The organism is Helicobacter pylori, assembly GCF_016755635.1.
Classification (GTDB): Bacteria; Campylobacterota; Campylobacteria; order Campylobacterales; family Helicobacteraceae; genus Helicobacter; species Helicobacter pylori_CQ.
Window position 1 is genome coordinate 916,815 of the sequence record NZ_CP051500.1, and the last position, 25,374, is coordinate 942,188.

General features: G+C 39.7%; 22 protein-coding genes, 2 tRNA genes and 2 pseudogenes. 6 read left to right on the plus strand and 20 right to left on the minus strand.

The window, feature by feature from the left end; all coding sequences use genetic code 11:
* Nucleotides 1–21: 21 nt before the first annotated feature.
* Nucleotides 22–759 carry an NYN domain-containing protein gene (locus tag HG567_RS04275; RefSeq protein WP_202139312.1) on the plus strand — a complete coding sequence of 246 codons (738 nt, stop codon included), beginning with the start codon at nucleotides 22–24 and terminating at the stop codon, nucleotides 757–759.
* Nucleotides 760–1,545: 786 nt separating this feature from the next.
* Here HG567_RS04275 and HG567_RS04280 read toward each other — a convergent pair.
* From HG567_RS04280 to HG567_RS04295, 4 genes are all read right to left on the minus strand, one after another.
* The gene (locus HG567_RS04280; protein ID WP_237392949.1) at nucleotides 1,546–1,821 is read right to left on the minus strand and encodes a hypothetical protein; all 276 of its coding nucleotides are present in this window, start codon (nucleotides 1,819–1,821) and stop codon (nucleotides 1,546–1,548) included.
* A gap of 143 nt (nucleotides 1,822–1,964) precedes the next feature.
* Nucleotides 1,965–3,467, minus strand: coding sequence for a DUF3519 domain-containing protein (locus HG567_RS04285; protein WP_421812869.1), 1,503 nt, complete (start codon nucleotides 3,465–3,467; stop codon nucleotides 1,965–1,967).
* A 27-nt stretch (nucleotides 3,468–3,494) separates the two neighbouring features.
* The gene (gene ruvA / locus HG567_RS04290; RefSeq protein WP_202139313.1) at nucleotides 3,495–4,046 is read right to left on the minus strand and encodes a Holliday junction branch migration protein RuvA; all 552 of its coding nucleotides are present in this window, start codon (nucleotides 4,044–4,046) and stop codon (nucleotides 3,495–3,497) included.
* A gap of 25 nt (nucleotides 4,047–4,071) precedes the next feature.
* Entirely contained in the window at nucleotides 4,072–5,916 is a 1,845-nt protein-coding gene (locus HG567_RS04295) for a hypothetical protein (RefSeq protein WP_202163667.1), read from the minus strand.
* Between the two features lie 92 nt (nucleotides 5,917–6,008).
* On the opposite strand from HG567_RS04295, the gene murJ reads away from it, so the two are divergent.
* The 3 genes from murJ (at nucleotide 6,009) to HG567_RS04310 (ending at nucleotide 13,094) form a co-directional block, all read left to right on the plus strand.
* Complete coding sequence (gene murJ / locus HG567_RS04300; RefSeq protein WP_202163668.1) at nucleotides 6,009–7,469, plus strand: murein biosynthesis integral membrane protein MurJ; 1,461 nt, start codon at nucleotides 6,009–6,011, stop codon at nucleotides 7,467–7,469.
* Nucleotides 7,470–8,867 carry a cysteine--tRNA ligase gene (gene cysS / locus HG567_RS04305; protein WP_202163669.1) on the plus strand — a complete coding sequence of 466 codons (1,398 nt, stop codon included), beginning with the start codon at nucleotides 7,470–7,472 and terminating at the stop codon, nucleotides 8,865–8,867. It begins immediately after the preceding gene.
* 285 nt (nucleotides 8,868–9,152) lie between these two features.
* Nucleotides 9,153–13,094, plus strand: coding sequence for a vacuolating cytotoxin autotransporter (locus tag HG567_RS04310; RefSeq protein WP_202163670.1), 3,942 nt, complete (start codon nucleotides 9,153–9,155; stop codon nucleotides 13,092–13,094).
* A gap of 55 nt (nucleotides 13,095–13,149) precedes the next feature.
* Here HG567_RS04310 and HG567_RS04315 read toward each other — a convergent pair whose 3' ends face one another.
* Genes HG567_RS04315 through HG567_RS04325 form a run of 3 tightly spaced genes read right to left on the minus strand, consistent with a single transcriptional unit; the run spans nucleotide 13,150 to nucleotide 15,753 of the window.
* Nucleotides 13,150–13,917, minus strand: a complete 768-nt coding sequence (locus tag HG567_RS04315; protein ID WP_000242349.1) for an ABC transporter ATP-binding protein — start codon at nucleotides 13,915–13,917, stop codon at nucleotides 13,150–13,152.
* On the minus strand, nucleotides 13,917–14,897 hold the full coding sequence (locus HG567_RS04320) for a FecCD family ABC transporter permease (RefSeq protein ID WP_000921461.1): 981 nt from the start codon (nucleotides 14,895–14,897) through the stop codon (nucleotides 13,917–13,919). Before HG567_RS04320 ends, HG567_RS04315 begins: the two co-directional genes overlap by 1 nt.
* Nucleotides 14,890–15,753: an SDR family oxidoreductase gene (locus tag HG567_RS04325; protein ID WP_202163671.1), complete on the minus strand. Its 864-nt coding sequence runs from the start codon at nucleotides 15,751–15,753 to the stop codon at nucleotides 14,890–14,892. The genes HG567_RS04320 and HG567_RS04325 overlap by 8 nt, the downstream gene beginning before the upstream one ends.
* Before the next feature lie 139 nt (nucleotides 15,754–15,892).
* Here HG567_RS04325 and HG567_RS04330 point away from each other — a divergent pair, with 139 nt between their 5' ends.
* Entirely contained in the window at nucleotides 15,893–16,417 is a 525-nt protein-coding gene (locus HG567_RS04330; protein WP_001135623.1) for an acyl-CoA thioesterase, read from the plus strand.
* 104 nt (nucleotides 16,418–16,521) lie between these two features.
* Here HG567_RS04330 and HG567_RS04335 read toward each other — a convergent pair.
* From HG567_RS04335 to HG567_RS04365, 7 genes and pseudogenes are all read right to left on the minus strand, one after another.
* A pseudogene (locus HG567_RS04335) lies at nucleotides 16,522–16,789 on the minus strand (HP0892 family type II toxin-antitoxin system mRNA interferase toxin).
* Entirely contained in the window at nucleotides 16,776–17,087 is a 312-nt protein-coding gene (locus tag HG567_RS04340) for a type II toxin-antitoxin system antitoxin (protein WP_202163672.1), read from the minus strand. Before HG567_RS04340 ends, HG567_RS04335 begins: the two are co-directional and overlap by 14 nt.
* A gap of 77 nt (nucleotides 17,088–17,164) precedes the next feature.
* Nucleotides 17,165–17,425 (minus strand): type II toxin-antitoxin system RelE/ParE family toxin, encoded by a 261-nt coding sequence (locus tag HG567_RS04345; protein ID WP_202163673.1) that lies wholly within the window; start codon nucleotides 17,423–17,425, stop codon nucleotides 17,165–17,167.
* Nucleotides 17,412–17,783 (minus strand): type II toxin-antitoxin system HP0895 family antitoxin, encoded by a 372-nt coding sequence (locus HG567_RS04350; RefSeq protein WP_202163674.1) that lies wholly within the window; start codon nucleotides 17,781–17,783, stop codon nucleotides 17,412–17,414. The genes HG567_RS04345 and HG567_RS04350 overlap by 14 nt, the downstream gene beginning before the upstream one ends.
* A 490-nt stretch (nucleotides 17,784–18,273) precedes the next feature.
* On the minus strand, nucleotides 18,274–20,499 hold the full coding sequence (gene babA, locus HG567_RS04355) for a Hop family adhesin BabA (protein ID WP_202163675.1): 2,226 nt from the start codon (nucleotides 20,497–20,499) through the stop codon (nucleotides 18,274–18,276).
* 202 nt (nucleotides 20,500–20,701) lie between these two features.
* Nucleotides 20,702–20,778 (minus strand) — tRNA-Met (locus tag HG567_RS04360).
* A gap of 26 nt (nucleotides 20,779–20,804) precedes the next feature.
* Nucleotides 20,805–20,879, minus strand: a tRNA-Gln gene (locus HG567_RS04365).
* On the opposite strand from HG567_RS04365, the gene HG567_RS04370 reads away from it, so the two are divergent.
* On the plus strand, nucleotides 20,854–21,480 hold the full coding sequence (locus HG567_RS04370; RefSeq protein WP_202139321.1) for a hypothetical protein: 627 nt from the start codon (nucleotides 20,854–20,856) through the stop codon (nucleotides 21,478–21,480). The genes HG567_RS04365 and HG567_RS04370 overlap by 26 nt on opposite strands.
* Here the strand turns inward: HG567_RS04370 and hypD are convergent.
* The 6 genes and pseudogenes from hypD to HG567_RS04395 form a co-directional block, all read right to left on the minus strand.
* A complete protein-coding gene (hypD, locus tag HG567_RS04375; protein WP_202163676.1) occupies nucleotides 21,431–22,543 on the minus strand; it encodes a hydrogenase formation protein HypD in 1,113 nt (370 codons plus the stop codon). The genes HG567_RS04370 and hypD overlap by 50 nt on opposite strands.
* A 5-nt stretch (nucleotides 22,544–22,548) precedes the next feature.
* Nucleotides 22,549–22,782 carry a HypC/HybG/HupF family hydrogenase formation chaperone gene (locus HG567_RS04380; RefSeq protein WP_202139323.1) on the minus strand — a complete coding sequence of 78 codons (234 nt, stop codon included), beginning with the start codon at nucleotides 22,780–22,782 and terminating at the stop codon, nucleotides 22,549–22,551.
* Nucleotides 22,782–23,510: a hydrogenase nickel incorporation protein HypB gene (gene hypB / locus HG567_RS04385; protein ID WP_000003589.1), complete on the minus strand. Its 729-nt coding sequence runs from the start codon at nucleotides 23,508–23,510 to the stop codon at nucleotides 22,782–22,784. Before hypB ends, HG567_RS04380 begins: the two co-directional genes overlap by 1 nt.
* 111 nt (nucleotides 23,511–23,621) lie before the next feature.
* On the minus strand, nucleotides 23,622–23,750 hold the full coding sequence (locus HG567_RS07885) for a hypothetical protein (protein WP_079353619.1): 129 nt from the start codon (nucleotides 23,748–23,750) through the stop codon (nucleotides 23,622–23,624).
* A 10-nt stretch (nucleotides 23,751–23,760) separates the two neighbouring features.
* Complete coding sequence (locus tag HG567_RS04390) at nucleotides 23,761–24,060, minus strand: cupin domain-containing protein (RefSeq protein WP_078304330.1); 300 nt, start codon at nucleotides 24,058–24,060, stop codon at nucleotides 23,761–23,763.
* Nucleotides 24,061–24,157: 97 nt separating this feature from the next.
* Nucleotides 24,158–25,358 (minus strand): annotated as a pseudogene (locus HG567_RS04395) (acetate kinase).
* Nucleotides 25,359–25,374 lie beyond the last annotated feature (16 nt).

The window sequence follows — 25,374 nt, forward strand, 5'->3', positions numbered from 1 at the left end:
ATATAAATAAGGGAGCAATAAATGAAAGCAAACACAATCATATTAGTGGATTGGGAGAATTTCAGGCGCGATATTAAACAAACAAAATGCGTTAATTACAATATTGCTTTAGATGTGATCGTTACTATCAGAGCTTTTTTACTAGATGATGAATGGATCAGTCGTATTTACTTTTATACCACCCCACCCTTTGATTTTGAACATGCGTTATGGGATAAGAGGAACGACACCCTCCAAAATGAAAAAAATCCGGGAACAGAAATGAAAATCTTCACCAGCAGCGACATTGAAGAGATCTTACAAAGCAGTGAAGCGACTAAATGGGAGAAGATTTATAGCGATGTGGAAAATTTCCAACACGATCTGGCTTCATTGGATCAAGTGGAATTGAGGTTAGGAAGGACTAAGTTAAACGCAATAAGAGTGGAGTTTGATGGGAGTTATAGGGCGTTATTAGAACAAAAGCAGGTGGATATGCTCATGGGTCTTGACATTCAAAGAATAGCCTTTAAAAAAATAGCTGATAGGATTTTGATATTTTCAAAAGATACGGATCTAATCCCAGCGCTCAAATTAGCCAGAGATGAGGGGTTAAGGGTGGATATTGCCGATTTGTCTAACAGATTGTCTCTTCTTAGCCAGGATTTGAAATACAATTCTGATAAAGTGAGGAAATTGAGCAGTAACGAAGTCAAAGACAAGCTTTTTTCCATCAGAGAAAATCTCACTAAAACCAACTGGGCTTTAACTAAACCATAAAAAGGGTTATTTCATTTTTATAGAGTTTAAAAAATCATTTTTTAAAAACTCAATTATTGGCGTTTAATCACAACGGAGTCAAAATTTTTAAAGGGGCTTGACGATTATTTTTCTCATACTGACTGGGTAAGCTCGGGTAGTTCGTTACTTCTTGCTTATTTTTTTGTGGTAGGATTGGGGTTATTAGAGTTTAAAGAAGAAGCTAAACGCTCCCCATCTTTTGTAATTAAGCTAGGGTCTATAAACTTAGCTTGTTCTCTAAGATTTCCTGCTTTCTTTTCAAACCCTATAATAACCCACTCACTCTTTAATGATTCGCTTTATCCATTATCCTTCTCGCTTCCTCTATGATTTGATGGTAGCTATACTCTTCGTTAGTTTTCATTTCCTGACTTCCTTGACTTTTTCAAGTTTTTGTTTTATAGTTTCAATGTAAGCCCACTCCATCGGCTTATTCTTTAAGCGTTCTTGCCTGCGGAATGAAAGAGTGGATAATGTCCGCCTTGTTCATCTCTGCTTTAACATCATTTTTTGTTTTTCATTTATTCTCTTTGCGTTCTCCTTGAAAAGATTTAGGTCGTTATTTGACTTTGCTGGGGTTTTATGGTAACATTCTTACAGACATCGCTATAGGAACTCGACCTATGGTTGCCCCTTAGAGGGTTTGGTGTCTTGCATTAAAGCTTTGATTGGTATATCGTTTTTAAGGTTAATTCATTTTTTACCCCTTGACTCATTAAAGTTTTTTAAGTATTGTTCTTTTTAGCACCACCATGGGAACTCGACCTATGGCTGAACCTTTGCATCAGCATTGAGTGAGGTGCTTGAAAATTCTTTATAAGCCTTGTTATTCTTATAATCTCCGTTACTCTTGAACATTGTTTTTAAAACTAATTCACTCTTTCTATTATTTAATATTTTTGCGCTAATATTGTCAAGGCATGGGTTGGAGAATAACTTTCTAACCCATACTAAAAACACTTTGAGTGTGCCAATAGACCCTGACACGCAAAACGAAAGGGCTTGTGTATGGTCAAGGTGAGGCTTTTTAATGCTTTTCATTCCTTACTCCTTGTGTTTAATTTTTTATGTTAAAGTTTCAAAACACATTAGCTTTATCAAATATGTCTAGCACTCAGCTCATAACTGATGCTTAATTGCTATTCTGAGATTTTGCTAATGTTTTTCTATGGGCTACACTATCCTTATAATTTCGTTTTATGCTTCGTTTTTAGTATTAATTCATACTTTTTTGCGTTGGCTTGTTCAAGGGGGCTTAAATTTTTAGCTTCTTGTGTGGTTTCGTTTAAATTTTCTGTATTTTTTAATAAATCCTCTTGACTATTTAGCGGTTTTTTTGTAGGATTATTTTCTACGGAGTTTAAAGAATAAATGTCCTTTTCTTTAGTGATTGCTTGCGAGGTCGGAAAATGCGTGGGCTTCTCTGTTGTATCTCGTAATTCATAACTGCTTATTACCCAATGATTTTCTAAATCTTTGTTATTCCATGTGTTATTTAAACCTACTCTCTTATTTCCATAATCTACAAACACACGCCCTAAATGATCCGTTCCTTTAGTGCCTTTCTCTAACACTTCAGGGATAGATTTAACGATATTTAGGGCGTATTCTTTAGCTTCTGCTTCACTTAAGCCATCAGCAAGCGCTTGCTGTTCTCTTCGTTCTAACACATGCGCTAATCCATAACCTACGCTCTCTTTAGTCTTTGGTGTTCCCCAAACAAAATCAATCCCTCCTAAATCCTCCCTGAACGCTGCGCCTGCTACTTGTCCGTTTTTCTCTTGTAATAATTTCTCTAACGCTTCTTTAGGCTTTAAGGCAAACTCGGGGTAATTAGTGCCAAACTCTTTGAGTGGGGTTGTAGCGTGTTGTTCTTTAAGAAGCTTTTTTGCGTTGGCTTGTTCTAAAGGGCTTAATTTTGTAGCGTCTTGTGTGGTTTCTTTATCTAATTCTGTATTTTTTAATAAATCCTCTTGACTATTTAGCGGTTTTTGGGTAGGATTAGGTGCATTAAGGGTAGTAGGTTGTGTCCTGCTATCCTTTGAGATGCTAGGTTGTGGCCTGGCATCTCTAAAATCTTTAAAATTCCTATGAAAATCAAAAATCTTATTACCATCATTTAAATCATCTACTACTAACCTAAGCTTTACGCCGTTATTATCCCATTCATAGCCGTATCTAAACCCATTTTTAAGCCTTTCAAAACTCTCTAATAACACGCTTCCGTTTTTAATAACTTCGCTCATGTTAATTAGCTCGTCGTTCGTTAGTCCGCCTGTGCTTTCTTCTCCATAATGTTTAACTAAAATCTTTTTAGCTCCCGCATGCCTTGTGCCTTGATCTAAAATGTAAAGGTCGTTTAAGTCTATGCCTTTAACCTCTGCTTGATCTAACTCTCCCTTAAAAACCTTTAAAACTTGTTGCTGTTCTTTAGTCAGTTTGCTTTCATCAATCTTTTGTAATTCTTGTAAGGCTTTTTCGTATTTAGTGGCTTTCTCTTTGATTTCTTCGCTCGCTTGTTTGACGCCGTTAGTAAGCTCTTCAATGATTTTAAGCGTGTTGTTGCTAAATTTAGCGTTTTGTGCGCTTAATTCTAAATTCTTACTAAATTCGCTTATTGAGTGGCTTCTCTCAAGCGCTCTTTTTAGGTGATACTTCAAGGCTGCGCCTGCGGTGGCTTCGTTCAAAGCGTAGCCGCTAAACTAAAAACTTTTTTAAGAGCGCAGTTGTTGTAAGGCTTCTTTAATCGCTGCTTCTATGCTGAGATTGGGTTTTAGGGTTTTTAACACTTTATTGATTTCAGCGCTTTTAAAGCCCAAACTCTCTAGGGCTAAAAAAACTTCATTGCGCACAGGTCTGTTTTCATCTTGAATGAAAAAGCCAATCAAATCCACCATGATCTTATCAGCGAGCTTTTTCCCTATACCTGGGACTTGCTGGAGTCTTTTGACTTCTTTGGTGGCGATAATGTTTTCAAATTCGTTCGGTGAAAAGCTTGACAGGATGGCTAAAGCGATACGCCCCCCTACCCCATTGATTTTTAAAAGCCTTTCAAAAAGGATTTTTTCGCTCTCTTCTAAAAACCCATATAAAAGATTCGCGTCTTCTTTGATCACTTGTAAGATTTTCAAACGCGCTTTTTGGCCCGCTTGAAGTAAAGCAGCCGTTCGCATAGAAACTTGCACCCCATAAACAACCCCTTGCACTTCTATATGCGCTTCTAAAGCAGAGATTTTTTCCACAACCCCTATCAAACCCACTATCATTTTATCCCTTTTTTTATTTCTTGCTCTAGCCTTTTATAGCGCTTTTAGGGACTTTTTTGATTTTATGATCTTCATAGATCACGTTCACGCTTTCATTGTGGCTTAACATAGCGCTCAAGTTGCTCACTTTAGGGTAATTGCGATGATAAATCACGATATTTTCTTGCTTGAAAGGGTTTTTAGTCATAACGCTCGCATGCTGGAAGCTGTTTTCTATGCTGATGAGTTTAGCGTAACATTCGTTATTGATTTTTTGCAATTCTAGCATTTGAGCTTTTAGGATTTTCAAACGCTTTAAAGCAAACATAAACTCGCTATAAGCGTCTTTCACGCTTTCTTGTTGCATTAAAGAGCGTTTGATTTCTTCGGTGGCGTTTTTAAGCTTTTCCATGATGATTTGATTGTTTTTAACCAAATGGTTTAAGGACTGGTGCTGAGCGATGATTTTTTTAGATTTTACCCCTAAGGCATTGAGTTTTTGTTTAGCGTTTTTCAATTCTTCTTGGTTTTCTCGCCCCCCAAAAGCGTAAAAAATAAAGCGGTTGCCATTGCCATCCACCTCATCAATCCAACATTGCTTGGAAAAATACAGCTTGTTATCGCTTTTGAGCTTTTCTAAAGCGATTTCTTTCGCATAGACCACACTCCCCGCGCTCGCTTCCACTTTAACGCTATTGGCATACACTTTAGCGCGCTCTAAATACTTGCACTCAAACTCTTTAGCATAGCACACGCCCTTATGGTTAGTGATGCGCGCTTTATTGGCATAGACATAGCTTTCAGGGTGGATTTGCCCCTCTATAGTGATTTCTTTGGCCACTAAGATCACATTCTTGCCCACATTGCCCTTAATGTTAATTACGCTCGCTTCTAAAATGAGGTTAGAATCAATCGCATCGCTCAATTCATCTTTAGCTTGAATTTCTAAAACTAGCCCACTCTCCACTCCCCCTAAAAGATTAGGCGTTTCAATGGACTTGATCCCGTTTTTAAAGATAAAATTTTGTTTAGAAACCAAACGCCCTTTTTCCATTTTAACCCCTTGTAAGGCTTTGGAGTAATACACTAAAGCGTTATTTTCTTCTCTTTCTTCAAAAGCGTTTTTGTCATGCCCTATAGGGGTGGGCGAATTGGCAACTTTAGGCAATTCAATATAAAGGCCTTTAAGGTTACGGCCGTCTTTGCCTTGTTTGGGGTAATTCACGCAAGCGACTTTTTGATTTTCTTTAGCGATATAATCATTTTCTTTAACAAACGATTCTTCTTGATCGCTTAAGGGAATAATATGCGTTGGAAGGTATTCTTCTTCTAATAAAAAATGGGATTGTTCTTCTGTATTAGGGATAAAGGTTGAAGAAGCGTATAAAATAAAGCGCTTATTTTGGGCTTCTTTTTTATATTTTCTTAACTCTGTTTTTAAATTTTCATACATTTGTGAAAGGTGGCGAAACACCACGCCTTCAAAGGCTAAACACTCCTTAACATACGCAAACATTTCTTGGTAATGCTCTTCAGTGTCTAGGACAATAAAACACTCGTCTAAAACGATTTCTATTTTACTCAAATGTTCATCCACTTCCACTTCAAAAAAGCGTTTATAAGCGTTTGATTTGATTTTAATGTCGTGGGTTTGATAAAGGGTTAGCTCTTTTTTTTCATAGTATTCCTCTTCTTCTAATTGTTGCAATTCCCCACCAAAAGCCTCGCTAAAATCGTCTTTAGCGCTGTTTTTGATAAAAATAGAAGTTTTTAAAATCTCAAACCACAGATCTTCTGTTTGTAATTTATTTTCAGCGGCCGCTTTTTTTAATTCTTTTTGAATGTCTTTGCACCGCTCAACTTTTATAGGGGCAAAACGCTCCAAGCTCATTTTTTAATCCTTAAATGGTATAATATAAGAATTTGAAAAAAGAAATATGCTAACAAAAAAACACTGAAAATTAGGTAATAAATACAGCTAGTATGCTAAAAAAAATATTTTTAACCAATAGCTTAGGGATTTTATGCTCTAGGATTTTTGGCTTTTTACGGGATTTGATGATGGCTAATATTCTAGGGGCTGGGGTGTATAGCGATATTTTCTTTGTGGCTTTCAAATTGCCTAATCTATTCAGGCGTATTTTTGCGGAGGGTTCTTTTTCTCAAAGTTTTTTACCAAGCTTCATACGAAGTTCCATTAAAGGGAGTTTTGCGAGTTTAGTGGGGCTTATTTTTTGTGGCGTTTTATTGCTATGGTGCTTATTAGTGGCATTAAATCCCTTATGGCTAACCAAACTCCTAGCTTACGGCTTTGATGAAGAAACACTCAAGCTATGCGCCCCTATTGTAGCGATCAATTTTTGGTATCTTTTATTGGTGTTTATCACCACTTTTTTAGGTGCACTCTTGCAATACAAACACAGCTTTTTTGCCAGCGCTTATAGTACAAGCTTACTCAATTTATGCATGATTTTAGCTCTTTTTGTTTCTAAAGAAAAAACGCATTTAGAAGCGTTGTATTATTTGAGCTATGGCGTGCTTTTAGGGGGCGTGGCTCAAATTTTATTGCACTTTTATCCTTTAGTCAAATTGGGCTTATGGGCTTTATTGTTTAAAGGGTTATTGGGTTTTAAGACTAAAAACGCCGCCAAAAAAAAATACCGCTCTCAAAGAGTTAAAAGGGATTTGAAAGGGTTTTTCAAGCAATTCCTCCCCAGCGTTTTAGGCAATTCTACCACTCAGATCGCTTCTTTTTTAGACACCACGATAGCCTCTTTTCTAGCAAGCGGGAGCGTGTCTTATTTGTATTACGCTAATAGAGTCTTCCAGCTCCCTTTAGCGTTATTTGCTATCGCTATCTCTAGCGCCCTTTTCCCCAGCATTGCGATCGCGCTTAAAAACAACCAGCAGGATTTAATCTTACAGCGCTTGCAAAAGGCGTGGTTTTTTTTGGTGGGGGTTTTGCTTCTTTGCAGCATTGGGGGGATCATGTTAAGCAAAGAAATCACCGAGCTTTTATTTGAAAGGGGGCAATTTAGCCCTAAAGACACTTTAATCACTTCGCAAGTCTTTTCGCTCTATCTTTTAGGCTTGCTCCCTTTTGGGCTAACTAAACTCTTTTCTTTGTGGCTTTATGCGAAATTAGAGCAAAAAAAAGCGGCTAAAATCTCTTTAATTTCGCTTTTTTTAGGTTTAGCGGCTTCTTTGAGTTTAATGCCTTTGTTAGGGGTTTTGGGTTTAGCGTTAGCGAATAGTTTGAGCGGGTTATTTTTATTTGTTTTAACGATAAAAGCGTTTGGCTTTCAATTATTCTTGGGTATAATCAAGAATTTAAAATCATGGCTTGTAATCCTTTTTCTCGCTTGCGTGGAAATCTTATTACTCTTAGCGTTCAAATCGTGGGTTACACATTTATATTTATTTTATTATTTTCAAGGTTTTTAAATGTTTATTTATGATACCAAATCAAAACAAAAAGTCCCTTTTGAGCCTTTAATCCAAAATAAGGCGAATATTTATGTGTGTGGGCCTACGGTGTATGATGACGCTCATTTAGGGCATGCCAGGAGCGCGATTGCTTTTGATTTGTTAAGGCGCACGCTTGAATTGAGCGGCTATGAAGTGATGCTAGTAAGGAATTTCACGGATATTGATGATAAAATCATCAACAAAGCCCTAAAAGAAAACAAAAGCATTCAAGAACTAAGCAGTATTTATATTGAATCTTACACGAGGGATTTGAACGCTTTGAACGTGAAAAAACCCAGCCTAGAGCCTAAAGCGAGCGAGTATTTAGACGCTATGGTGCGCATGATTGAAACGCTTTTAGAAAAAAATTTCGCTTATAGAGTCTCTAATGGGGATATTTATTTAGACACGAGCAAGGATAAAGATTACGGCTCTTTGAGCGTGCATAATAGCAGTGTGGAATTTAGCCGTATTGGTTTGGTGCAAGAAAAACGATTGGAGCAGGATTTTGTGTTATGGAAAAGCTATAAGGGGGATAATGATGTGGGCTTTGATAGCCCTTTAGGCAAAGGGCGCCCTGGCTGGCATATAGAATGCTCTAGCATGGTTTTTGAAACTTTAGCGCTCGCTAACACCCCTTATCAAATTGATATTCATGCTGGCGGAGCGGATTTGTTATTCCCCCACCATGAAAATGAAGCGTGCCAAACCCGTTGCGCCTTTGGCGTGGAGCTTGCCAAATACTGGATGCATAACGGATTTGTGAATATCAACAACGAAAAAATGTCTAAAAGTTTAGGGAATAGCTTTTTCATAAAAGACGCCCTGAAAAACTATGATGGCGAAATTTTGCGCAATTACTTGCTAGGGGTGCATTATCGCTCTGTTTTGAATTTCAATGAAGAAGACTTGTTAATGAGTAAAAAACGCTTGGATAAAATCTATCGCTTGAAACAGCGCGTTTTAGGGACTTTAGGAGGAATAAATCCAAATTTTAAAAAAGAAATTTTAGAGTGCATGCAAGATGATTTAAACGTTTCTAAAGCGTTGAGCGTTTTAGAAAGCATGCTTTCTTCTACGAATGAAAAACTGGATCAAAACCCCAAAAACAAGGCTTTGAAGGGCGAAATTTTAGCGAATTTGAAATTTGTAGAAGAACTGCTTGGCATCGGGTTTAAAGACCCTAGCACTTATTTCCAATTAGGCGTGAGCGAGAGCGAAAAACAAGACATTGAAAACAAGATAGAAGAAAGAAAACGCGCCAAAGAACAAAAAGATTTTTTAAAAGCCGATAGCATCAGAGAAGAGCTTTTAAACCACAAAATCGCTTTGATGGACACCCCACAAGGCACGATTTGGGAGAAGCTTTTTTAAACGCCTCCCATTTTACCTTTTTACACATTCTAACCAAAATTTTCAGTAAGAGAGGCTTTTTAAGCTTTTCAAATTTTACCTTTTTACACATTCTAGCCCAAAATTTCAGCCATTTTACTTTTTAATCCTATGGGTTTTATATTCATTTATCTTAACTTAATAAAAATTGAACATTGGTTGTAGATACTGCATATTTATAACCTTAATCGTAAATGCAACAGAAATTTTCTAGTCTAAAGTCGCACCCTTTGTGCAAAAATCGTTTTACAAAAAGAAAGGAAGAAAATGGAAATACAACAAACACACCGCAAAATCAATCGCCCTATTATCTCTCTCGCTCTAGTGGGGGTGTTAATGGGCACCGAACTAGGGGCTAACACGCCAAACGATCCCATACACAGCGAGAGTCGCGCCTTTTTTACAACCGTGATCATTCCAGCCATTGTTGGGGGTATCGCTACAGGCGCTGCTGTAGGAACGGTTTCAGGGCTTCTTAGCTGGGGGCTCAAACAAGCCGAACAAGCCAATAAAGCCCCGGACAAACCCGATAAAGTTTGGCGCATTCAAGCAGGAAAAGGTTTTGATAATTTCCCCCACAAGCAATACGACTTATACAAATCCCTACTATCTAGCAAGATTGATGGAGGTTGGGACTGGGGGAATGCCGCTAGGCATTATTGGGTCAAAGACGGGCAGTGGAACAAACTTGAAGTGGATATGCAAAACGCTGTAGGGACTTATAACCTTTCAGGCCTTATCAACTTTACCGGTGGGGATTTAGACGTCAATATGCAAAAAGCCACTTTGCGTTTGGGCCAATTCAATGGCAATTCTTTCACAAGCTTTAAGGATAGCGCCGATCGCACCACGAGGGTGAATTTTGACGCTAAAAATATCTTAATTGATAATTTTGTAGAAATCAACAATCGTGTGGGTTCTGGAGCCGGGAGGAAAGCCAGCTCTACGGTTTTGACTTTGAAAAGTTCAGAAAAAATTACAAGCCGTGAAAACGCTGAAATCTCTCTTTATGATGGCGCCACGCTCAATTTGGTTTCAAGCTCAAATCAGAGCGTTGATCTATATGGTAAGGTGTGGATGGGCCGTTTGCAATACGTGGGAGCGTATTTGGCCCCTTCATACAGCACGATAGACACTTCAAAAGTGCAAGGGGAAATGAATTTTAGGCATCTCGCTGTGGGGGATCAAAACGCCGCTCAAGCGGGCATTATCGCTAACAAAAAGACCAATATTGGCGTGCTGGATTTGTGGCAAAGCGCCGGCTTAAGCATCATCACCCCTCCTGAAGGCGGTTATGAGAGTAAAACTAAAGATACCCCTTCTCAAAACAACCCTAAAAATGACACGCAAAAAACAGAAATTCAACCCACGCAAGTCATTGATGGGCCTTTTGCGGGCGGCAAAGACACGGTTGTGAATATTTTCCACTTAAACACTAAAGCCGATGGCACGCTTAGAGCGGGAGGGTTTAAAGCTTCATTAAGCACGAATGCGGCTCATTTGAATATCGGCGAAGGCGGCATCAATCTGTCCAATCAAGCGAGCGGGCGCACCCTATTAGTGGAAAATCTAACCGGGAATATCACCGTTGAGGGGACTTTAAGAGTGAATAATCAAGTGGGCGGTGCTGCTGTGGCAGGCTCAAGCGCAAATTTTGAGTTTAAGGCTGGTGAAGACACCAACAACGCCACAGCCACTTTTAATAACGATATCCATCTAGGAAAAGCGGTGAACTTAAGAGTGGATGCTCATACAGCTTATTTTAATGGCAATATTTATCTGGGAAAATCCACGAATTTAAGAGTGAATGGCCATAGCGCTCATTTTAAAAATATTGATGCCACAAAGAGCGATAACGGGCTAAACACTAGCGCTTTGGATTTTAGCGGCGTTACAGACAAAGTCAATATCAACAAGCTCACTACATCTGCCACTAACGTGAACATTAAAAACTTTGACATTAAGGAATTAGTGGTTACAACCCGTGTTCAGAGTTTTGGGCAATACACTATTTTTGGCGAAAATATAGGCGATAAGTCTCGCATTGGTGTCGTTAGTTTGCAAACGGGATATAGCCCGGCCTATTCTGGTGGCGTTACTTTTAAAAGCGGTAAAAAACTCGTTATAGATGAAATTTACCATGCCCCTTGGAATTATTTTGACGCTAGGAATGTTACCGATGTTGAAGTCAACAAAAGGATTCTTTTTGGAGCTCCAGGAAACATTGCCGGCAAAACAGGGCTTATGTTTAATAACCTGACCCTAAATAGCAACGCGAGCATGGATTATGGTAAAGATTTGGATTTAACCATTCAAGGGCATTTCACTAACAATCAAGGCACGATGAATCTTTTTGTCCAAGATGGGCGTGTAGCGACCTTGAATGCAGGCCATCAAGCAAGCATGATATTTAATAATTTAGTGGATAGCGCGACCGGGTTTTACAAACCACTCATTAAGATCAATAACGCTCAAAACCTCACTAAAAATAAAGAGCATGTTTTAGTGAAAGCGCGAAACATTGATTATAATTTAGTGGGAGTGCAAGGCGCTAGTTATGACAATATTTCTGCAAGCAACACCAATCTGCAAGAGCAATTCAAAGAGCGCCTAGCCCTTTATAACAACAACAACCGCATGGATATTTGTGTGGTGCGAAAAGGCAATCTCAATGACATTAAAGCATGCGGGATGGCTATCGGCAATCAAAGCATGGTGAATAACCCTAACAATTACAAGTATCTTGAAGGTAAGGCATGGAAAAATACAGGGATTAATAAAACGGCTAACAACACCACAATCGCTGTCAATTTAGGCAACAATTCTGCACCTACTGAGAATGGTGGCAATACCACAAATTTACCTACAAACACCACTAACAACGCGCGTTTCGCTAGCTACGCTCTCATAAAGAACGCTCCTTTCGCTCGTTATAGCGCCACTCCTAATTTAGTCGCTATCAATCAGCATGATTTTGGCACCATTGAAAGCGTGTTTGAATTGGCTGATCGCTCTAAGGATATTGACACGCTTTATACTCATTCAGGCGCGCAAGGCAGGGATCTTTTGCAAACCTTATTGATTGATAGCCATGATGCGGGTTATGCCAGAACCATGATTGACGCTACAAATACGAGTGAGATCACTCAAAGCTTGAATGCGGCCACTACCACTTTAAACAACGTAGCCAGTTTAGAGCATAAAACCAGCGGCTTGCAAACTTTGAGCTTGAGTAATGCGATGATTTTAAATTCTCGTTTAGTCAATCTCTCCAGAAGGCACACCAACCATATTGACTCGTTCGCTCAACGCTTACAAGCTTTAAAAGACCAAAGATTCGCTTCTTTAGAAAGCGCGGCAGAAGTGTTGTATCAATTTGCCCCTAAATATGAAAAACCCACCAATGTTTGGGCTAACGCTATTGGGGGAACGAGCTTGAATAGTGGCGGTAACGCTTCATTGTATGGCACAAGCGCCGGCGTAGACGCTTACCTTAACGGGAATGTGGAAGCCATTGTGGGCGGTTTTGGAAGCTATGGTTATAGCTCTTTTAATAATCGTGCGAACTCTCTTAACTCTGGGGCCAATAACACTAATTTTGGCGTGTATAGCCGTATTTTTGCTAACCAGCATGAATTTGACTTTGAAGCTCAAGGGGCACTAGGGAGTGATCAAGCAAGCTTGAATTTCAAAAGCGCTCTACTGCAAGATTTGAATCAAAGCTATCATTACTTAGCCTATAGCGCCACAACAAGAGCGAGCTATGGTTATGACTTCGCGTTTTTTAGGAACGCTTTAGTGTTAAAACCAAGCGTGGGCGTGAGCTATAACCATTTAGGTTCAACCAACTTTAAAAGCAACAGCACCAATCAAGTGGCTTTGAAAAATGGCTCTAGCAGTCAGCATCTATTCAACGCTAGCGCTAATGTGGAAGCGCGCTATTATTATGGGGACACTTCATACTTCTATATGAACGCTGGAGTTTTACAAGAATTCGCTCGCCTTGGATCTAATAACGCCGCATCTTTAAACACCTTTAAAGTGAACGCTACTCGCAACCCTTTAAATACCCATGCCAGAGTGATGATGGGTGGGGAATTGCAATTAGCTAAAGAAGTGTTTTTGAATTTGGGCGTTGTTTATTTGCACAATTTGATTTCCAACGCAAGCCATTTCGCTTCCAATTTAGGAATGAGGTATAGTTTCTAATACCAATCTAAAAACCCATGCTCAAAGCATGGGTTTGAAAAATCTTATAAAACCCCTACAACGCATACACGACAAGCTTATTGTCATGCCAGATCGCTTCTAAGGGCGTGTCATAGAGCGCGCTTAAATTGTGTGAAGTCATAGCGATTGGCGTGGAAGCTTGCAAAAAAAGTTTTTTATCTTTGAGCATGACCACATGCGTGGAGTGCCTGGCAACCAAATTAGGATCATGGATATTGACTAAAACGCTCAATTCTCGTTTTTTCATTTCATCTTTAATCGCATCAAAAAAAAGGGCTTGGTTTTTTAAATCTAAAGCGCTCGTAGGCTCATCCAGTAACAATAAAGGCGTTCTTTGCAACAAACTTCTGGCTAAAAGCACCATTTGCCTTTGACCGCCGGACAAATCATTGATGCCTTGATCTTTTAAGGACTCTAAATCCAAGCGCTCTAAAACGCTAGTCGCTTCTTTAATGTGCTTGGCTTTAGGCATAGCGAACAGATTCAAATGCGTCGCCTTCCCCATTAAGACAAAATCCAACACGCTGAAATTAAACGCATAATATTCCACTTGGGGGATATAAGCGATTAGTTTGGCTTTTTCATAAGGCTTTAAGGGTAAAATATCTTTGTTACACGCTTTAATTTCGGTTTCTTCTAAAGGCTTCAAAAGCCCTAAAAGGCATTTTAAAAGCGTGGTTTTACCGGAGCCGTTAGGCGCTAAAATGCTGGTGATGCTGTTTTTTGGCACGCTAAAACTCAACTTGTCTAAAATGAGTTTTTGAGAATATTTAAAGGACAGGTTTTTAACTTCTAAGACCATCACACCCCCCTAGTCCTGAATAAAAGCCACAAGAAAAAAGGCGCTCCTAAAACGCTTGTCGCAATGCCTACCGGTAAATCATAGGGGGTAATGGTTTTAGCCACCACATCCGCTAAAAGCAAGAAAAACGCCCCCATTAACAAAGAGCTTAAAAGCAATTTTTGTAAATTCGCCCCAAAAAACAACCTCGCCACATGCGGAATGACCAACCCAATCCAGCCGATCGTGCCGGACACGCTCACCGCTAAAGCGCTCGCAACGCTCACGCACACCAAACAAAGCGATCGCAACAACACCGGGTTAATCCCCAAACTCAAACTTTGCGCATCGCTCAAGCTCAATAAATTAATACGCCACCTTAACAAAAAGAGCGGGATAAAGCCCAAAGATAGCCCTATGAAAGCGATCAAACAATCCTTATAACTGCTTAAAGACAAGCTCCCTAAAAGCCATACGACAATCGCTTGCGCTTTTTGGGGGATCACAAAGAATTTGATCGCTCCAGCTAAAGCGCTTAAAAACGCGCTCAACACCACCCCTGAAAGCACCAACGAAAGGACGGAATTGCCTAAAACCCTATTCATCGCTAAGACAGCAAGGCTGGCTAAAATCGCCCCAAAAAACGCTAAAATCGCAATGTTAGACTCCACTACCGCTATCGCCATCGCCACGCCTAGCATCGCTCCGCTAGAAATTCCTAATAAAAAGGGATCGACTAAGGGGTTTCTAAAAATCGTTTGCATCACCACCCCACTCCCGGACAAACTCGCCCCCACCAAGAGCGCTAAAATCACTCGTGGTAGTCGTATTTCTAAAATAATAACACTTAAAGAGCTCAGTTCTTCATTGTGTAAAAAGTGGTTTTTCACATTCAGGCACACTTCTTGCCATTCTTCCAAACTCAAGGACTCCCCTCCAAACAACAGCACCACCACCGCTAAAATCACGCAAGCTAATGCAATATGATAGGTTTTAAGCATCACGCTTCCTTTTAAGAACAATTAATCTGAACAAAGAATCATACCAGCTACTCGGGAGGATTTGATACAACGCTAGTAACAATTGGGTTTTTAAGCCGATCAAATAGCGGGCCTTGATTTTTTGACTCATGCTAAGAAAAACGATTTTTTGCGCCACGGCTTTAGGGCTTAGGGCGTTTTGATACACGCCAGAATAAAAGCTTTTAGCCGCATTCACTTCTAACGCATAAACGCTATCTTCGCTCTCAAAATTCTCAACTGAAAAAGCGGTTTTTTCCCAATTGCTTTTCACCGGGCCTGGCTCAATCAAACACACTTGAACGTTAAAGGGTTTAAGCTCTAAACGCAAGGCATCGCTATAAGCCTCTAAGGCATGCTTACTCGCGCTGTAATGGCCTAAAAAGAGCATGCTCACACGCCCCGCTATGGAAGAAAGATTGAAAATCTTAGAATAGGGCTTGTTTTTTAATAAGGGCAAACAGAGTTGCACCACTTCACAAAGGGCGAAAAAATTCACGCTAAATTGCTTTTTAACCTCTTCAATGGGCGTGTCTTCTACGCTCCCAAACACCCCATAACCGGCGGAATTGATCAAAACGTCGCAATGATCTTCTTTAGCGCTGATGTTTGAAAACACTTCTTTTAAAGCGTTAGAATCGCTCACATCAATATCAATACTCTCGCACAACGCATGGTTTAACGCTACGCACAAAGTCGCATGCCTAGAGAGCGCATAGACTTTATACCCTTGATCTAACAGCATTAACGCACACTCTAACCCAATCCCAGAACTCGCCCCAGTGATAATTGCCACCTTTTGGCTTTCTTTTTTCTCTTCTTTCTCTCCAACGCCCATTATTTAACGCTAACCCTCTTATTATTTTTATAATTCCTCTAATATTCACTTAATATTACTTAATTTTTACTAACATATAGTTCTTGGAATGTTTTTTACAAAAAACATTTTTAACACCAATTTTAATTAAGGAGAAGCAATGCCTCAAATACAATCATCGCATTCTAGCCATTTTGATTTTACTATAGACACAGCGGATCGCACTAAATTATTGATGAGCTATTTAGTCGTGCCTACAACCGCTAATTTCAACAATGTCATGCATGGGGGGGAATTATTGAATTTATTGGATAAAGTGGCTTATGTGTGTTCGACTCGTTATTGCGCTAAAGGAACGGTCACTTTAAGCGTGGATGGGGTTACTTTTAAATACCCCATTCCTGTAGGGAATTTGCTCACTTTTTTAGCCAGCATCAATTATGTGGGGAACACTTCGTGCGAGGTGGGCATTAAGGTTTTAAGCGAAGACATTAAAACTCGTGAAATCACGCACACCAATTCATGCTATTTCACCATGGTGGCTGTGGAAAATGGCAAACCCACCCCCATGCCCAAATACGAGCCTAAAACAGAGGTTGAAATCCGCCGCTATGAAGGGGCTTTGAAACGCAAGGAAATGCGCACACGAGGGTATTTAAAAAGCGGGAAACACGAGGGTGTTTAAAAAGCCAAAAAGCGTGAGCGGTGTTTTAACCCTGAATTTTATCCTTAAAAAAGGGGGGTAGTTGGTGAGCGATTCATTTAAGCGTTATAAATTGTGTGGGTGGATTAAAACAACTCGCTATGACTGCCTAACCTTACTAAAGAGAGGGTGTTTTCTTGTTTTTTAAATAGACAAGCAATAAATCCGGTTTTAGGTGGCATTCCCTAAAATCTTTTAAATTGCCTTTGAGTGGGTGGTCTTTGTATTTGGGAGCTAGGGGTTGCTCTTTGGCTAAATTTCCAACCACTTTATATAAAAGCTTTAATCAAACCCGTTTTTAACAAGAATTTTAAGATCCTTATCAAATTTTTTACTGGTTTCAATCGTCAGCATTTTTAAATCTTAAGTTTTCACAATGCTTTTTAAAATCCTCTATGCTTTTAAAACAAAGGTGGTTCTTGGTATCTTTAGCCCTTACTAAGATTTCTCGCTCTTCTTCTATGGTGTATCCGTTTTCGGTTAAATGGAGCACTTTAAATTGGAGTGCTTTTTTGATTCTTTGTTTTTGAGCTTGGATTTCCTTCAATTTTTCTAACGCTCTTTTTTGTTTGGTCTTGATAGAATTTAAAAAGTTAAAAAGCTGTTTTTCGCTGTATTTTGTGTAGTCTTTTTCTGCGGTGGTGTTAGGCATGCTTATTCCTTTTTTAAAATATCAGCTCATTATAGCGCAAGCGATTTGGTTTAAGCGTTATAAGGGGTTTGGGTGGATTAAAACAGCTCGCTATGACTGCCTAACCTTAACAAAATCAGCTCATCATCTTCCACTAAATACACAAGCAAAATATCAGCTTTGATGTGGCATTCCCTAAAAGGCTTCCACTTTCCCTTTAAGGCATGATCTTGAAATCGTGGATCTAGCGGTTCTTTCTTTCTTAGAATGACTTCATTCAAAACGCTATCATCAAACCCGTTTTTAACAAGTTTTTTAAAGTCTTTTTTGAAAAAGATATGATGCCTAATTTTCAGCATTCACTTCCTTTTTCACTTCATTTGCCCATGCAGAAAAGTCTTCAATAGTTTCTAAGTTTTCGTCTTTTAACGCATCTCTCATGGCTTGTTGCGTTTCAATATTTGGGGTTTCATGCCCCAAACAACAATCTCTTTTATCATCAAAAGCTTGGCTGATTTTTTGCAAGAGTTCATTTAACGCGTCTATTTTATCCTTAAAGTTTTGATCCCTTTTTTCCAATTCTTTAGCCATTTTTTCTTTAAAAGAAACTCTATCATTTTGCATCTTTTTGATTTTTCGCTCTAATTGATGGATCAAATTAAAAAGCTGTTTTTCGCTGTATTTTGTGTAGTCTTTTTTGGCGGTGGTGTTAGGCATGCTTATTCCTTTTTTAAAAATATCAGCTCATTATAGCGCAAGCGATAGAGCAAGATTAAAAAGTTAGAAATCAAAACTCAAAGATTAAAAAGCGAAAGTAGTGGGGATCAGCAAAAAGAAAGATCAAAACCCCAAAAAAAAAGGGTTTAAAAACAAAGGGTTTAAAACAAACCCCTTAAAAAGAGAGTCTAAAAAAAAGAGAGTTCAAAGAAAAGAGAGTTCAAAAATTTAAAGAAAAAGGTTTAAAAACAAAGGGTTCTCCCTTAAAAAGGGAGTTCAAAAAAAGAAAGTTCAAAACAAAAAGGGTTCAAAACAAAAAAGGTTCAAAACAAAAAAGGTTCAAAACAAAGGGTTCAAAATAAGAAACCCCTTAAAAAAGAAATCCCTTTAAAAAGAAGCCCCCTAAAACAAAGGCTTCAAAAAAATTAAACCCCTCCAAAAAAAAAGAAAGTTCAAAAAAAACCCCTTAAAAAGGGAGTTTCATAAAAGCTTAATAAGCGAACACATAGTTCAAATACACGCTATAGAGCCTTCTGTATTTGAGTTCAGCCCCCATAAAGGAGTAGTAGTTCGTGTTGATGGTGGGGATTTTCACGCCTAGTTCAATGCCATGCTGAGCCGCATGATCGCTGCCTTTTTTCTTAGACCTGGCTAAATTCATCCTCACTCCCATGTTGAATAAGAATTGGAAATTAGCGGTGTTGATCTTAGCGTTATAGACATTATTCACGGTGGCTAAATTCACGTATTCAGAATTAAGCCATGAAGTGCCCGCTAACGCAATCCCACCAAAAAGCCCCACAGAAAGCTTGTTGTTTTTGCCTAAGAAATTGGTGGCTTTATCGTTGATGAAGTTATAAAGAGCGTCCGCTCCAAAACCATAAGTCCATACATCAGAAGCCGAGTTGAAAAAGCTGGATTTGATGAACGCATGGTTGTAGTCAAAAAAGCCGTAATACCTAGCGCCCCACTTTCTTTTTTGACCAAAAAATTGTTTGTAGCCCACTTGAATACCGATCCCATTCATCGCACCATTATTGGTTTGAGAACTAACAATACCCACTTTCCTAAAGGGGTTTCGCCCTAGTTCTTGGTTGATGGTTTGGACTTGGTTATAAGTGTTTTGATTCAAGTAATAATTGGTTTCTATGCCTTGCGGGCTATAGGGGTTATTCTTTTTGCTCACCACATTTTGCAAAGATTGAGCGTTAGGGACTTTGGAGAGCGCGGTGGTGATGCTGTTATAGGTGTTGCCCAATTCGCTGTATCTAGATTTGAAATGCACTAGAGTTTCAGCGATGTTTTCTGCTTGCTGTATCTGCTGTTCTTGAGTGCCAAAATGAGCGATGCTGTTGTTTAAATTCGTTATGGTTTCTTGCACATACGCGCAACCGGAAGCGAAAGTTTGAGTGGTCACTGTGCCAGGAGCTGAACCTTGTGTGCCACCAGTGCCAGCTGTTGAGGGGTTGTTGCATGTGGCTAAAAAGCCTGTAACAAAATTTCGAAAAGTCCCGCTAAGATTGTCAGGGTTAATGGTTTGCCCCACTTGATGGGATAAATCAAGCATTTTGGCTTGCGCGCTAGCGTTAGCGAGCATGCCTTGCGCAAAGCTAGCGTCTGTGAAAGGGTTGAATGTTTTTGCAGTGTCTAGGTTGCTCTGATTTTGCGCGTTTTCACTAACGATTTTGCTTTGCGCGACAAGATCTTGCGCGTCTGTGATCATCTTTTGGATCGCGCTGATTTCTTCTTTAAAAGTGCACAAACCCCCTGAAGTCGGGTTCATCTGTGGGCCACCATCTTTATTAGTTACTCGAAACCATGGGCATGCGTCGTTGATGGTGTTGATGAGCGTGCTCGCTTGCGCTAAGAGCGCTTGAGCGTTATCAGGCACTCCGCTTAATGTATTAGTGATTTCGGTGTAGGACACCCCTGATGTATTACCTACTGCATTACTATCAACGACTTTTGAACTGATCGTGGTGGTTACGCTTTTGCCGTCTATGGTTTGGGTTTTAGTTGCGCTTCCGCCATTTCTATCGCTGTCTGCTATACCAAATAGTGACGGATCGCAGTTATTATTCCCTCCCCCTGAGCATGTGTAGGTATATTTTACATCAACCTTCCCGTTGTTTTCTTTGAGTGCGGGTAAGCCTTGTTTTAACGCCGTTTGGAGGATTTGATAGGCTTCGTTAAGCTTTTTCATGTTATCAATACTCATAGGGCCGTAGTATCCAGGCGAATATCCGTTCAAAGAACAGGTGATGGAAGTGGATCGATACCCTGGCTCGTTGTTGAAGATGGTGGTTGAAGAAGTGCTTTTTTGATCACCATTACCCCCGCATTGCGTGGCATAGCCTAGAACATTCCAAAACCCCACCGCCGCATTGATCGCTAAAAGCACGGCTTGATAGGCCGGGGAATTTTTGGTATCGCCGATCAAGTTCTTCGCGCTCGCGCCCAGATTTTCACGCGCCGCATTGATCGCACTCGGATCAGAGGACAATCGGATAAGGTTGGTTAAGGTGCTGTATCTGGTTAAAAGGTTGTTCAAGTTTTCATAATTGTCTGAAAGCTGTTGGATGCCTTTGGTGTTGCTTACCATTTGAGCGGCTTCACCGATTTGATAGCCCGCGCTCATGTAAAAGCCGTCGTCTTCAGCGCTCAAAGTGGAAACTAAAAGCGAGCCTAAAGCTAATGAAAGGATGTGTTTTTTCATGTTTTCTCCTTGTTAAATTGGATTGGATTTAGTGTTAGGATTTCATACATTCAATAGAATGTATTTGGAGCATTATAACATAAAAGCGTTTTTTTTTTTTTTTTTTCATTTTGGAAAAATGTTGTCATTTTTTTGATTGTGACGCTTTTTGTTTCGTTTGGTGCGATCTGGTGGCGCGATTTGGTGGTGTGCTTTGAGAGAATGGTTGCGGAGAATGGATTTGAACCACTGACCTTTGGGTTATGAGCCCAACGAGCTACCGGACTGCTCTACTCCGCGCCTAAGCTTAATAAAAGGAAAAAAAATGGCTGGGGTGCAAGGATTCGAACCTCGGAATGCCAGGACCAAAACCTGGTGCCTTACCGCTTGGCGACACCCCAACACAAATACACAAATAATAAAAAAAGCATTATACAAAAGCTTTTTAAAAAAGTCAAGCTAAAATGCTATAATTTTCTCATGGAAAATGGATTTGACCCTCTCATTTATAAACGCTATCTAAAAAAGAAAGAAACCTTTTTGCTTTTTAAAAAAATCGCTCAGGTGTCTGCGTTTAAAAATCTAAAGCTCCAGCTCAAGCGAAGAGAAGTGATCAATCGTTATGTCGCTGGGATTTTAGGGGATTTAAAGAAAGGGTTTAGATACGCTAAAATTGAACACCAAATCCTAAAAATCTATTTCACGCACCCTAGCTATTTGAAAGCCTTTAAGATAGAGAAAGATCATTACACCAACAACCTAAAAGCCCATTTCAAAGAAACGCAAAAGATTCTAAAAGCCTTGAATTACCCTTTTGATTTTAAGGCCATCCAAGCGAGCGTGAAAAAAAGGGCTTATGAAAAACCGGTTGCAAAAAAAGAAAACCCCCCTAAAAGCGTGAATGTCAATTGCTGGGGTTTGAGCGATTTCACTAAAAAGCAATTTCTAAAGCTCAAACGCGCTTGTAACGATAATACGCCGCGCACGCCCCCTCAGAGCTGACCATGCAACTGCCGATCGGGTTTTGTGGGGTGCAAGTTTTAGCAAATAGCGGGCAGTCTAGGGGTTTAGCGATGCCTTTTAAAATCTCCCCACACTTGCATGCCTTGTTTTCTTTGGAGGTTTTGTGGCTTAAGTGTTCTTTAAAGACTTTTTCAGCGTCATAAGAAGCGAAGGTGTCTTTGAGTTTTAGAGCGGAGCGTTTGATATTCCCCAAACCTCTCCATTCAAAATTTTCCCTAACTTCCATGCATGCATTGACTAACTCTTGCGCTTTCACATTCCCCTCATAGCTAACCGCTCTTTTATACTGGATTTCTAGCTTGGCTTCTTTTTTTAAGGCTTGTTTGATGAGCATCAGCACGCTTTCTAATATATCCACCGGCTCAAAACCGCTCACAACAATAGGGAGTTTGAAGCGATCAATTAATGGAGCATAGATTTGAGCGCCGCTTATCACGCTCACATGGCTAGGGGCTAAAAGGGCGTTGATCTGGCATGCTGGATCTTTTAAAATCGCGCTCACGCTAGGAGGCACTAAAATGTGGTTGATGTGGAAAAAAAGGTTGTGGATTTTTTCTTTTTTGGCACTCAATAAAACGCTAGCGCTCATGGGCGTTGTGGTTTCAAAACCGATCGCAATATAAATGACTTTCTTATGCGGGTTTTCTTTAGCGATTTCTAAAGCTTGCATGGGCGAATACAAAAAGCGCGCATCTAGCCCCTTTTCTCTGGCTTGTATCAAGCTCCCATAGCTCCCTGGGACTTTCATCATATCCCCTAAGCTTAAGATGATGCTGTCTTTAATTGCAGCGAGTTCATAAGCTTCATCAAGGCGCGCTCTTGGCATCACGCACACCGGGCAGCCCGGCCCATGCACAAACTCTAAATTTTTAGGCATCAAATCTAAAAGCCCGTATTTCATGAGAGAATGCGTATGCCCTCCGCACACTTCCATGATGACTAATTTTTTTTCAAGTTTGGAAGCGAGTTTTTTGATTGCATTAGAGAGTGCTAAAATAATTCGCTTGTCTCTAAAGGGCGAAATGAGATGATCAACGCTCATTGTTTTTATTGCGTTTCGTTCATTTTGGCGATCATTTCTTGATAAAGCGCAATGGATTCTAGGGCTTCTTTTTCATCAATCTTGCTCATCACATAGCCGATGTGCAACAACACGTAATCGCCCACTTTAACGGACTCGCCCATTAAATCCAAGCTCGCCTCTCTTTGAACGCCCAAAGTCTCCAAAATAGCCACATTATCGTTAATGGCTATGACTTTAGAGGGGATCGCTAAACACATTAAAACGAATGCGTGGATTGGTAATTTTCACGCTTTTTTTCTAAAAGGAAATTTTTAAAATCTTCCAAGCTTTTAGGGTCTTTGGAGCTCATTAAAAAAATAGGCGCTTCAGGCTTTAATTTTTGCATGTCTTCTTTGACTTGAGAAACCCTAAAATTAAACACTTCAATCATATCCGCTTTACTGATAATGACCGCATCCGCACACATGAACATCGTAGGGTATTTTAGCACCTTATCATCGCCCTCTGGGACAGAGAGTAAAACGATATTCATCGCCGCCCCTAGATTATAGCTTGAAGGGCAAACCAAATTCCCCACGTTTTCAATGATTAAAAAATCGCTTTTTTCTAACGCTCCCTCATCTTTTAATAAATCAAACGCCCCCTCAATCATGCTCGCTTCCAAATGGCACGCTTCGCCGGTGGTGATCTGATGTGCACTCACGCCTTTTTTACGCAATCTGTCCGCATCTCTATTGGTTTGCAAATCGCCCTCTACCACACAAAACTTGAAGTCTTTAAAATCCGCTAGATTTTCTAGCATCGTGGTTTTACCGCTGCCAGGAGAACTCATGAAGTTTAACACATACAGCCCTTCTTTCAGGTAGCGCTCTTTCATTTCAGCGGCTTTAATGTCGTTCTTGCTCAAAATCTTTTCCACGATTTTGACATCTTTTTTACTCAAATTAGGGTTATTTTGTAAAGATTCTTTTCGTTGTTCGCTCATGCTTGTTCCTTTCTTTTAAAATTTTCGTATCGTAGCGCGCTTAATTAAACGACTATGATTTAAGCGGCTTTTTTTATCTTTTTGGCTCATTTTTTAGATCAAAAACATGCTTTACCCTAACCCCTTATCGTCGCTGTCGTCTTTATTTTTTAAAACTAACCTAATAATCCTCCAAATGATGATTAATAAAATGATGGTTAAAAGCAAATACCAAGTATTCATAAAAACAACTTTCATCATTTGATTTTCCTTATTTTTTACTCAAAGACAATCTTATAACGCTATTTTCTAAAGCGTCCAGACGATGCAAAACTTGGGCTTCTAGGCTGATTAACGCTCCCTTTGGCATTTCTATTTTTTCATCTCCCACTTCAAAAACGATTTTGCCCTCTAAAACCTGCACGCTAATCGCTCCCGGGGCCTTGTGTTTGTCCATGACAGCTCCTTTGGGCATGCAAATACGCATTTCCTTATTGGAAGAATTTTCACTCAACGCTTCAATGTGGAGCTTTTCAAAACAAACTCCCTCTAAAAAATTAACCACTTCCATCAAAAACTCCTAGTGTGATATTTTCTTAATTTAGAACTTAATTTAAGAAAGCTAATTTTTTACCCAAAAATTTCTTATAGATTTCTTAAACAATTCTTTATTTTGTTTTTTCCAAAACCTTTTTGGTTTGTAAAGCGATTTCTAGCTCTTCATCAGTGGGGATTCGTAAAACTTGGACTTTAGTGTTAGGCTGGCTCAAATTCACTAACCCACTGCCCGGCTCGTTATTAATGGTTTTATTCAAAACAATACCTAAATTTTCTAAGCCTTCACACACACTTTCTCTTAAAGCCGAGTAGTTTTCCCCTAATCCCCCTGTAAAGATGATCGCATCTACTTTTTTTAAGACCACCATGTAAGCTCCGATATACTTTTTAATGCGATAAGCGCACATTTCAAAAGCGAGTTTGGCTTCTTTATCGCCTTTTTCTTTTCTGGCTTCTATGTTTCTCATTATCCCCACAAATGCCTTTCAAGCCGCTTTCATGGTTTAACATTTTCATCACTTCTTCTAAGCTCTTATCAGCGCATTGCACGATGTATTCCACCACAGTGGGGTCAATATCCCCACACCTTGTGCCCATAATCAAGCCTTCTAGTGGGGTTAGCCCCATAGAAGTATCCACGCTTTTACCCTTTTGAATGGCGGCTGCACTTGAGCCGTTCCCTAAATGCAAACTGATAGCGTTAAATGCCTCATAAGCGATATTCAAAAATTTTGCCGCTTCTTTAGCCACATAATGGTGTGAAGTCCCATGGAAACCATAGCGCCGGATTTGATACTTTTCATACAATTCATAAGGTAACGCATACATGTAAGCGTAACTGGGCATAGTGGCATGGAATGCGGTGTCAAAAACAGCGATTTGAGGGATATGGGGGTGCGCTTTTTGAACGAACTCAATACCGGCTAAATTCGCCGGGTTGTGTAAGGGAGCTAAAATAGAAAGATTGCCAATTTCTCGCATGACTTTTTCATCCACTAACACCGGGGCATGGAATTTATCCCCCCCTTGAACCACACGATGCCCTATAGCGTCAATTTGGTTGAAATCTTTGATGATCCCCATTTTCGTTAAATTCTCACGAATCATTAAAAGCCCGCTCGCATGATCTTTAATCACAAGCTTTTCTTTAAGCTCTTGATCGTTATGGTGCAAATGCGATTTGATTTTCAACTGCCCTATTTCTTCGCCGATTTTTTCGGCTAAACCGCTCGCTAAGGGCTTGTTTTCTTTCATGTCAAACAACTTAAACTTAATAGACGAACTGCCCAGATTCAAAACTAAAATTTCCATCAATTCCTCCTAGTCA

Excerpts from the sequence above, each read along its gene's own strand:
- HG567_RS04275 (WP_202139312.1), top strand. The coding sequence starts at position 22 with ATGAAAGCAAACACAATCATATTAGTGGATTGGGAGAATTTCAGGCGC.
- HG567_RS04280 (WP_237392949.1), bottom strand. The coding sequence starts at position 1,821 with ATGAAAAGCATTAAAAAGCCTCACCTTGACCATACACAAGCCCTTTCG.
- ruvA (WP_202139313.1), bottom strand. The coding sequence starts at position 4,046 with ATGATAGTGGGTTTGATAGGGGTTGTGGAAAAAATCTCTGCTTTAGAA.
- HG567_RS04295 (WP_202163667.1), bottom strand. The coding sequence starts at position 5,916 with ATGAGCTTGGAGCGTTTTGCCCCTATAAAAGTTGAGCGGTGCAAAGAC.
- murJ (WP_202163668.1), top strand. The coding sequence starts at position 6,009 with ATGCTAAAAAAAATATTTTTAACCAATAGCTTAGGGATTTTATGCTCT.
- cysS (WP_202163669.1), top strand. The coding sequence starts at position 7,470 with ATGTTTATTTATGATACCAAATCAAAACAAAAAGTCCCTTTTGAGCCT.
- HG567_RS04310 (WP_202163670.1), top strand. The coding sequence starts at position 9,153 with ATGGAAATACAACAAACACACCGCAAAATCAATCGCCCTATTATCTCT.
- HG567_RS04315 (WP_000242349.1), bottom strand. The coding sequence starts at position 13,917 with ATGGTCTTAGAAGTTAAAAACCTGTCCTTTAAATATTCTCAAAAACTC.
- HG567_RS04320 (WP_000921461.1), bottom strand. The coding sequence starts at position 14,897 with ATGCTTAAAACCTATCATATTGCATTAGCTTGCGTGATTTTAGCGGTG.
- HG567_RS04325 (WP_202163671.1), bottom strand. The coding sequence starts at position 15,753 with ATGGGCGTTGGAGAGAAAGAAGAGAAAAAAGAAAGCCAAAAGGTGGCA.
- HG567_RS04330 (WP_001135623.1), top strand. The coding sequence starts at position 15,893 with ATGCCTCAAATACAATCATCGCATTCTAGCCATTTTGATTTTACTATA.
- HG567_RS04340 (WP_202163672.1), bottom strand. The coding sequence starts at position 17,087 with ATGCCTAACACCACCGCAGAAAAAGACTACACAAAATACAGCGAAAAA.
- HG567_RS04345 (WP_202163673.1), bottom strand. The coding sequence starts at position 17,425 with ATGCTGAAAATTAGGCATCATATCTTTTTCAAAAAAGACTTTAAAAAA.
- HG567_RS04350 (WP_202163674.1), bottom strand. The coding sequence starts at position 17,783 with ATGCCTAACACCACCGCCAAAAAAGACTACACAAAATACAGCGAAAAA.
- babA (WP_202163675.1), bottom strand. The coding sequence starts at position 20,499 with ATGAAAAAACACATCCTTTCATTAGCTTTAGGCTCGCTTTTAGTTTCC.
- hypD (WP_202163676.1), bottom strand. The coding sequence starts at position 22,543 with ATGAGCGTTGATCATCTCATTTCGCCCTTTAGAGACAAGCGAATTATT.
- HG567_RS04380 (WP_202139323.1), bottom strand. The coding sequence starts at position 22,782 with ATGTGTTTAGCGATCCCCTCTAAAGTCATAGCCATTAACGATAATGTG.
- hypB (WP_000003589.1), bottom strand. The coding sequence starts at position 23,510 with ATGAGCGAACAACGAAAAGAATCTTTACAAAATAACCCTAATTTGAGT.
- HG567_RS07885 (WP_079353619.1), bottom strand. The coding sequence starts at position 23,750 with ATGATGAAAGTTGTTTTTATGAATACTTGGTATTTGCTTTTAACCATC.
- HG567_RS04390 (WP_078304330.1), bottom strand. The coding sequence starts at position 24,060 with ATGGAAGTGGTTAATTTTTTAGAGGGAGTTTGTTTTGAAAAGCTCCAC.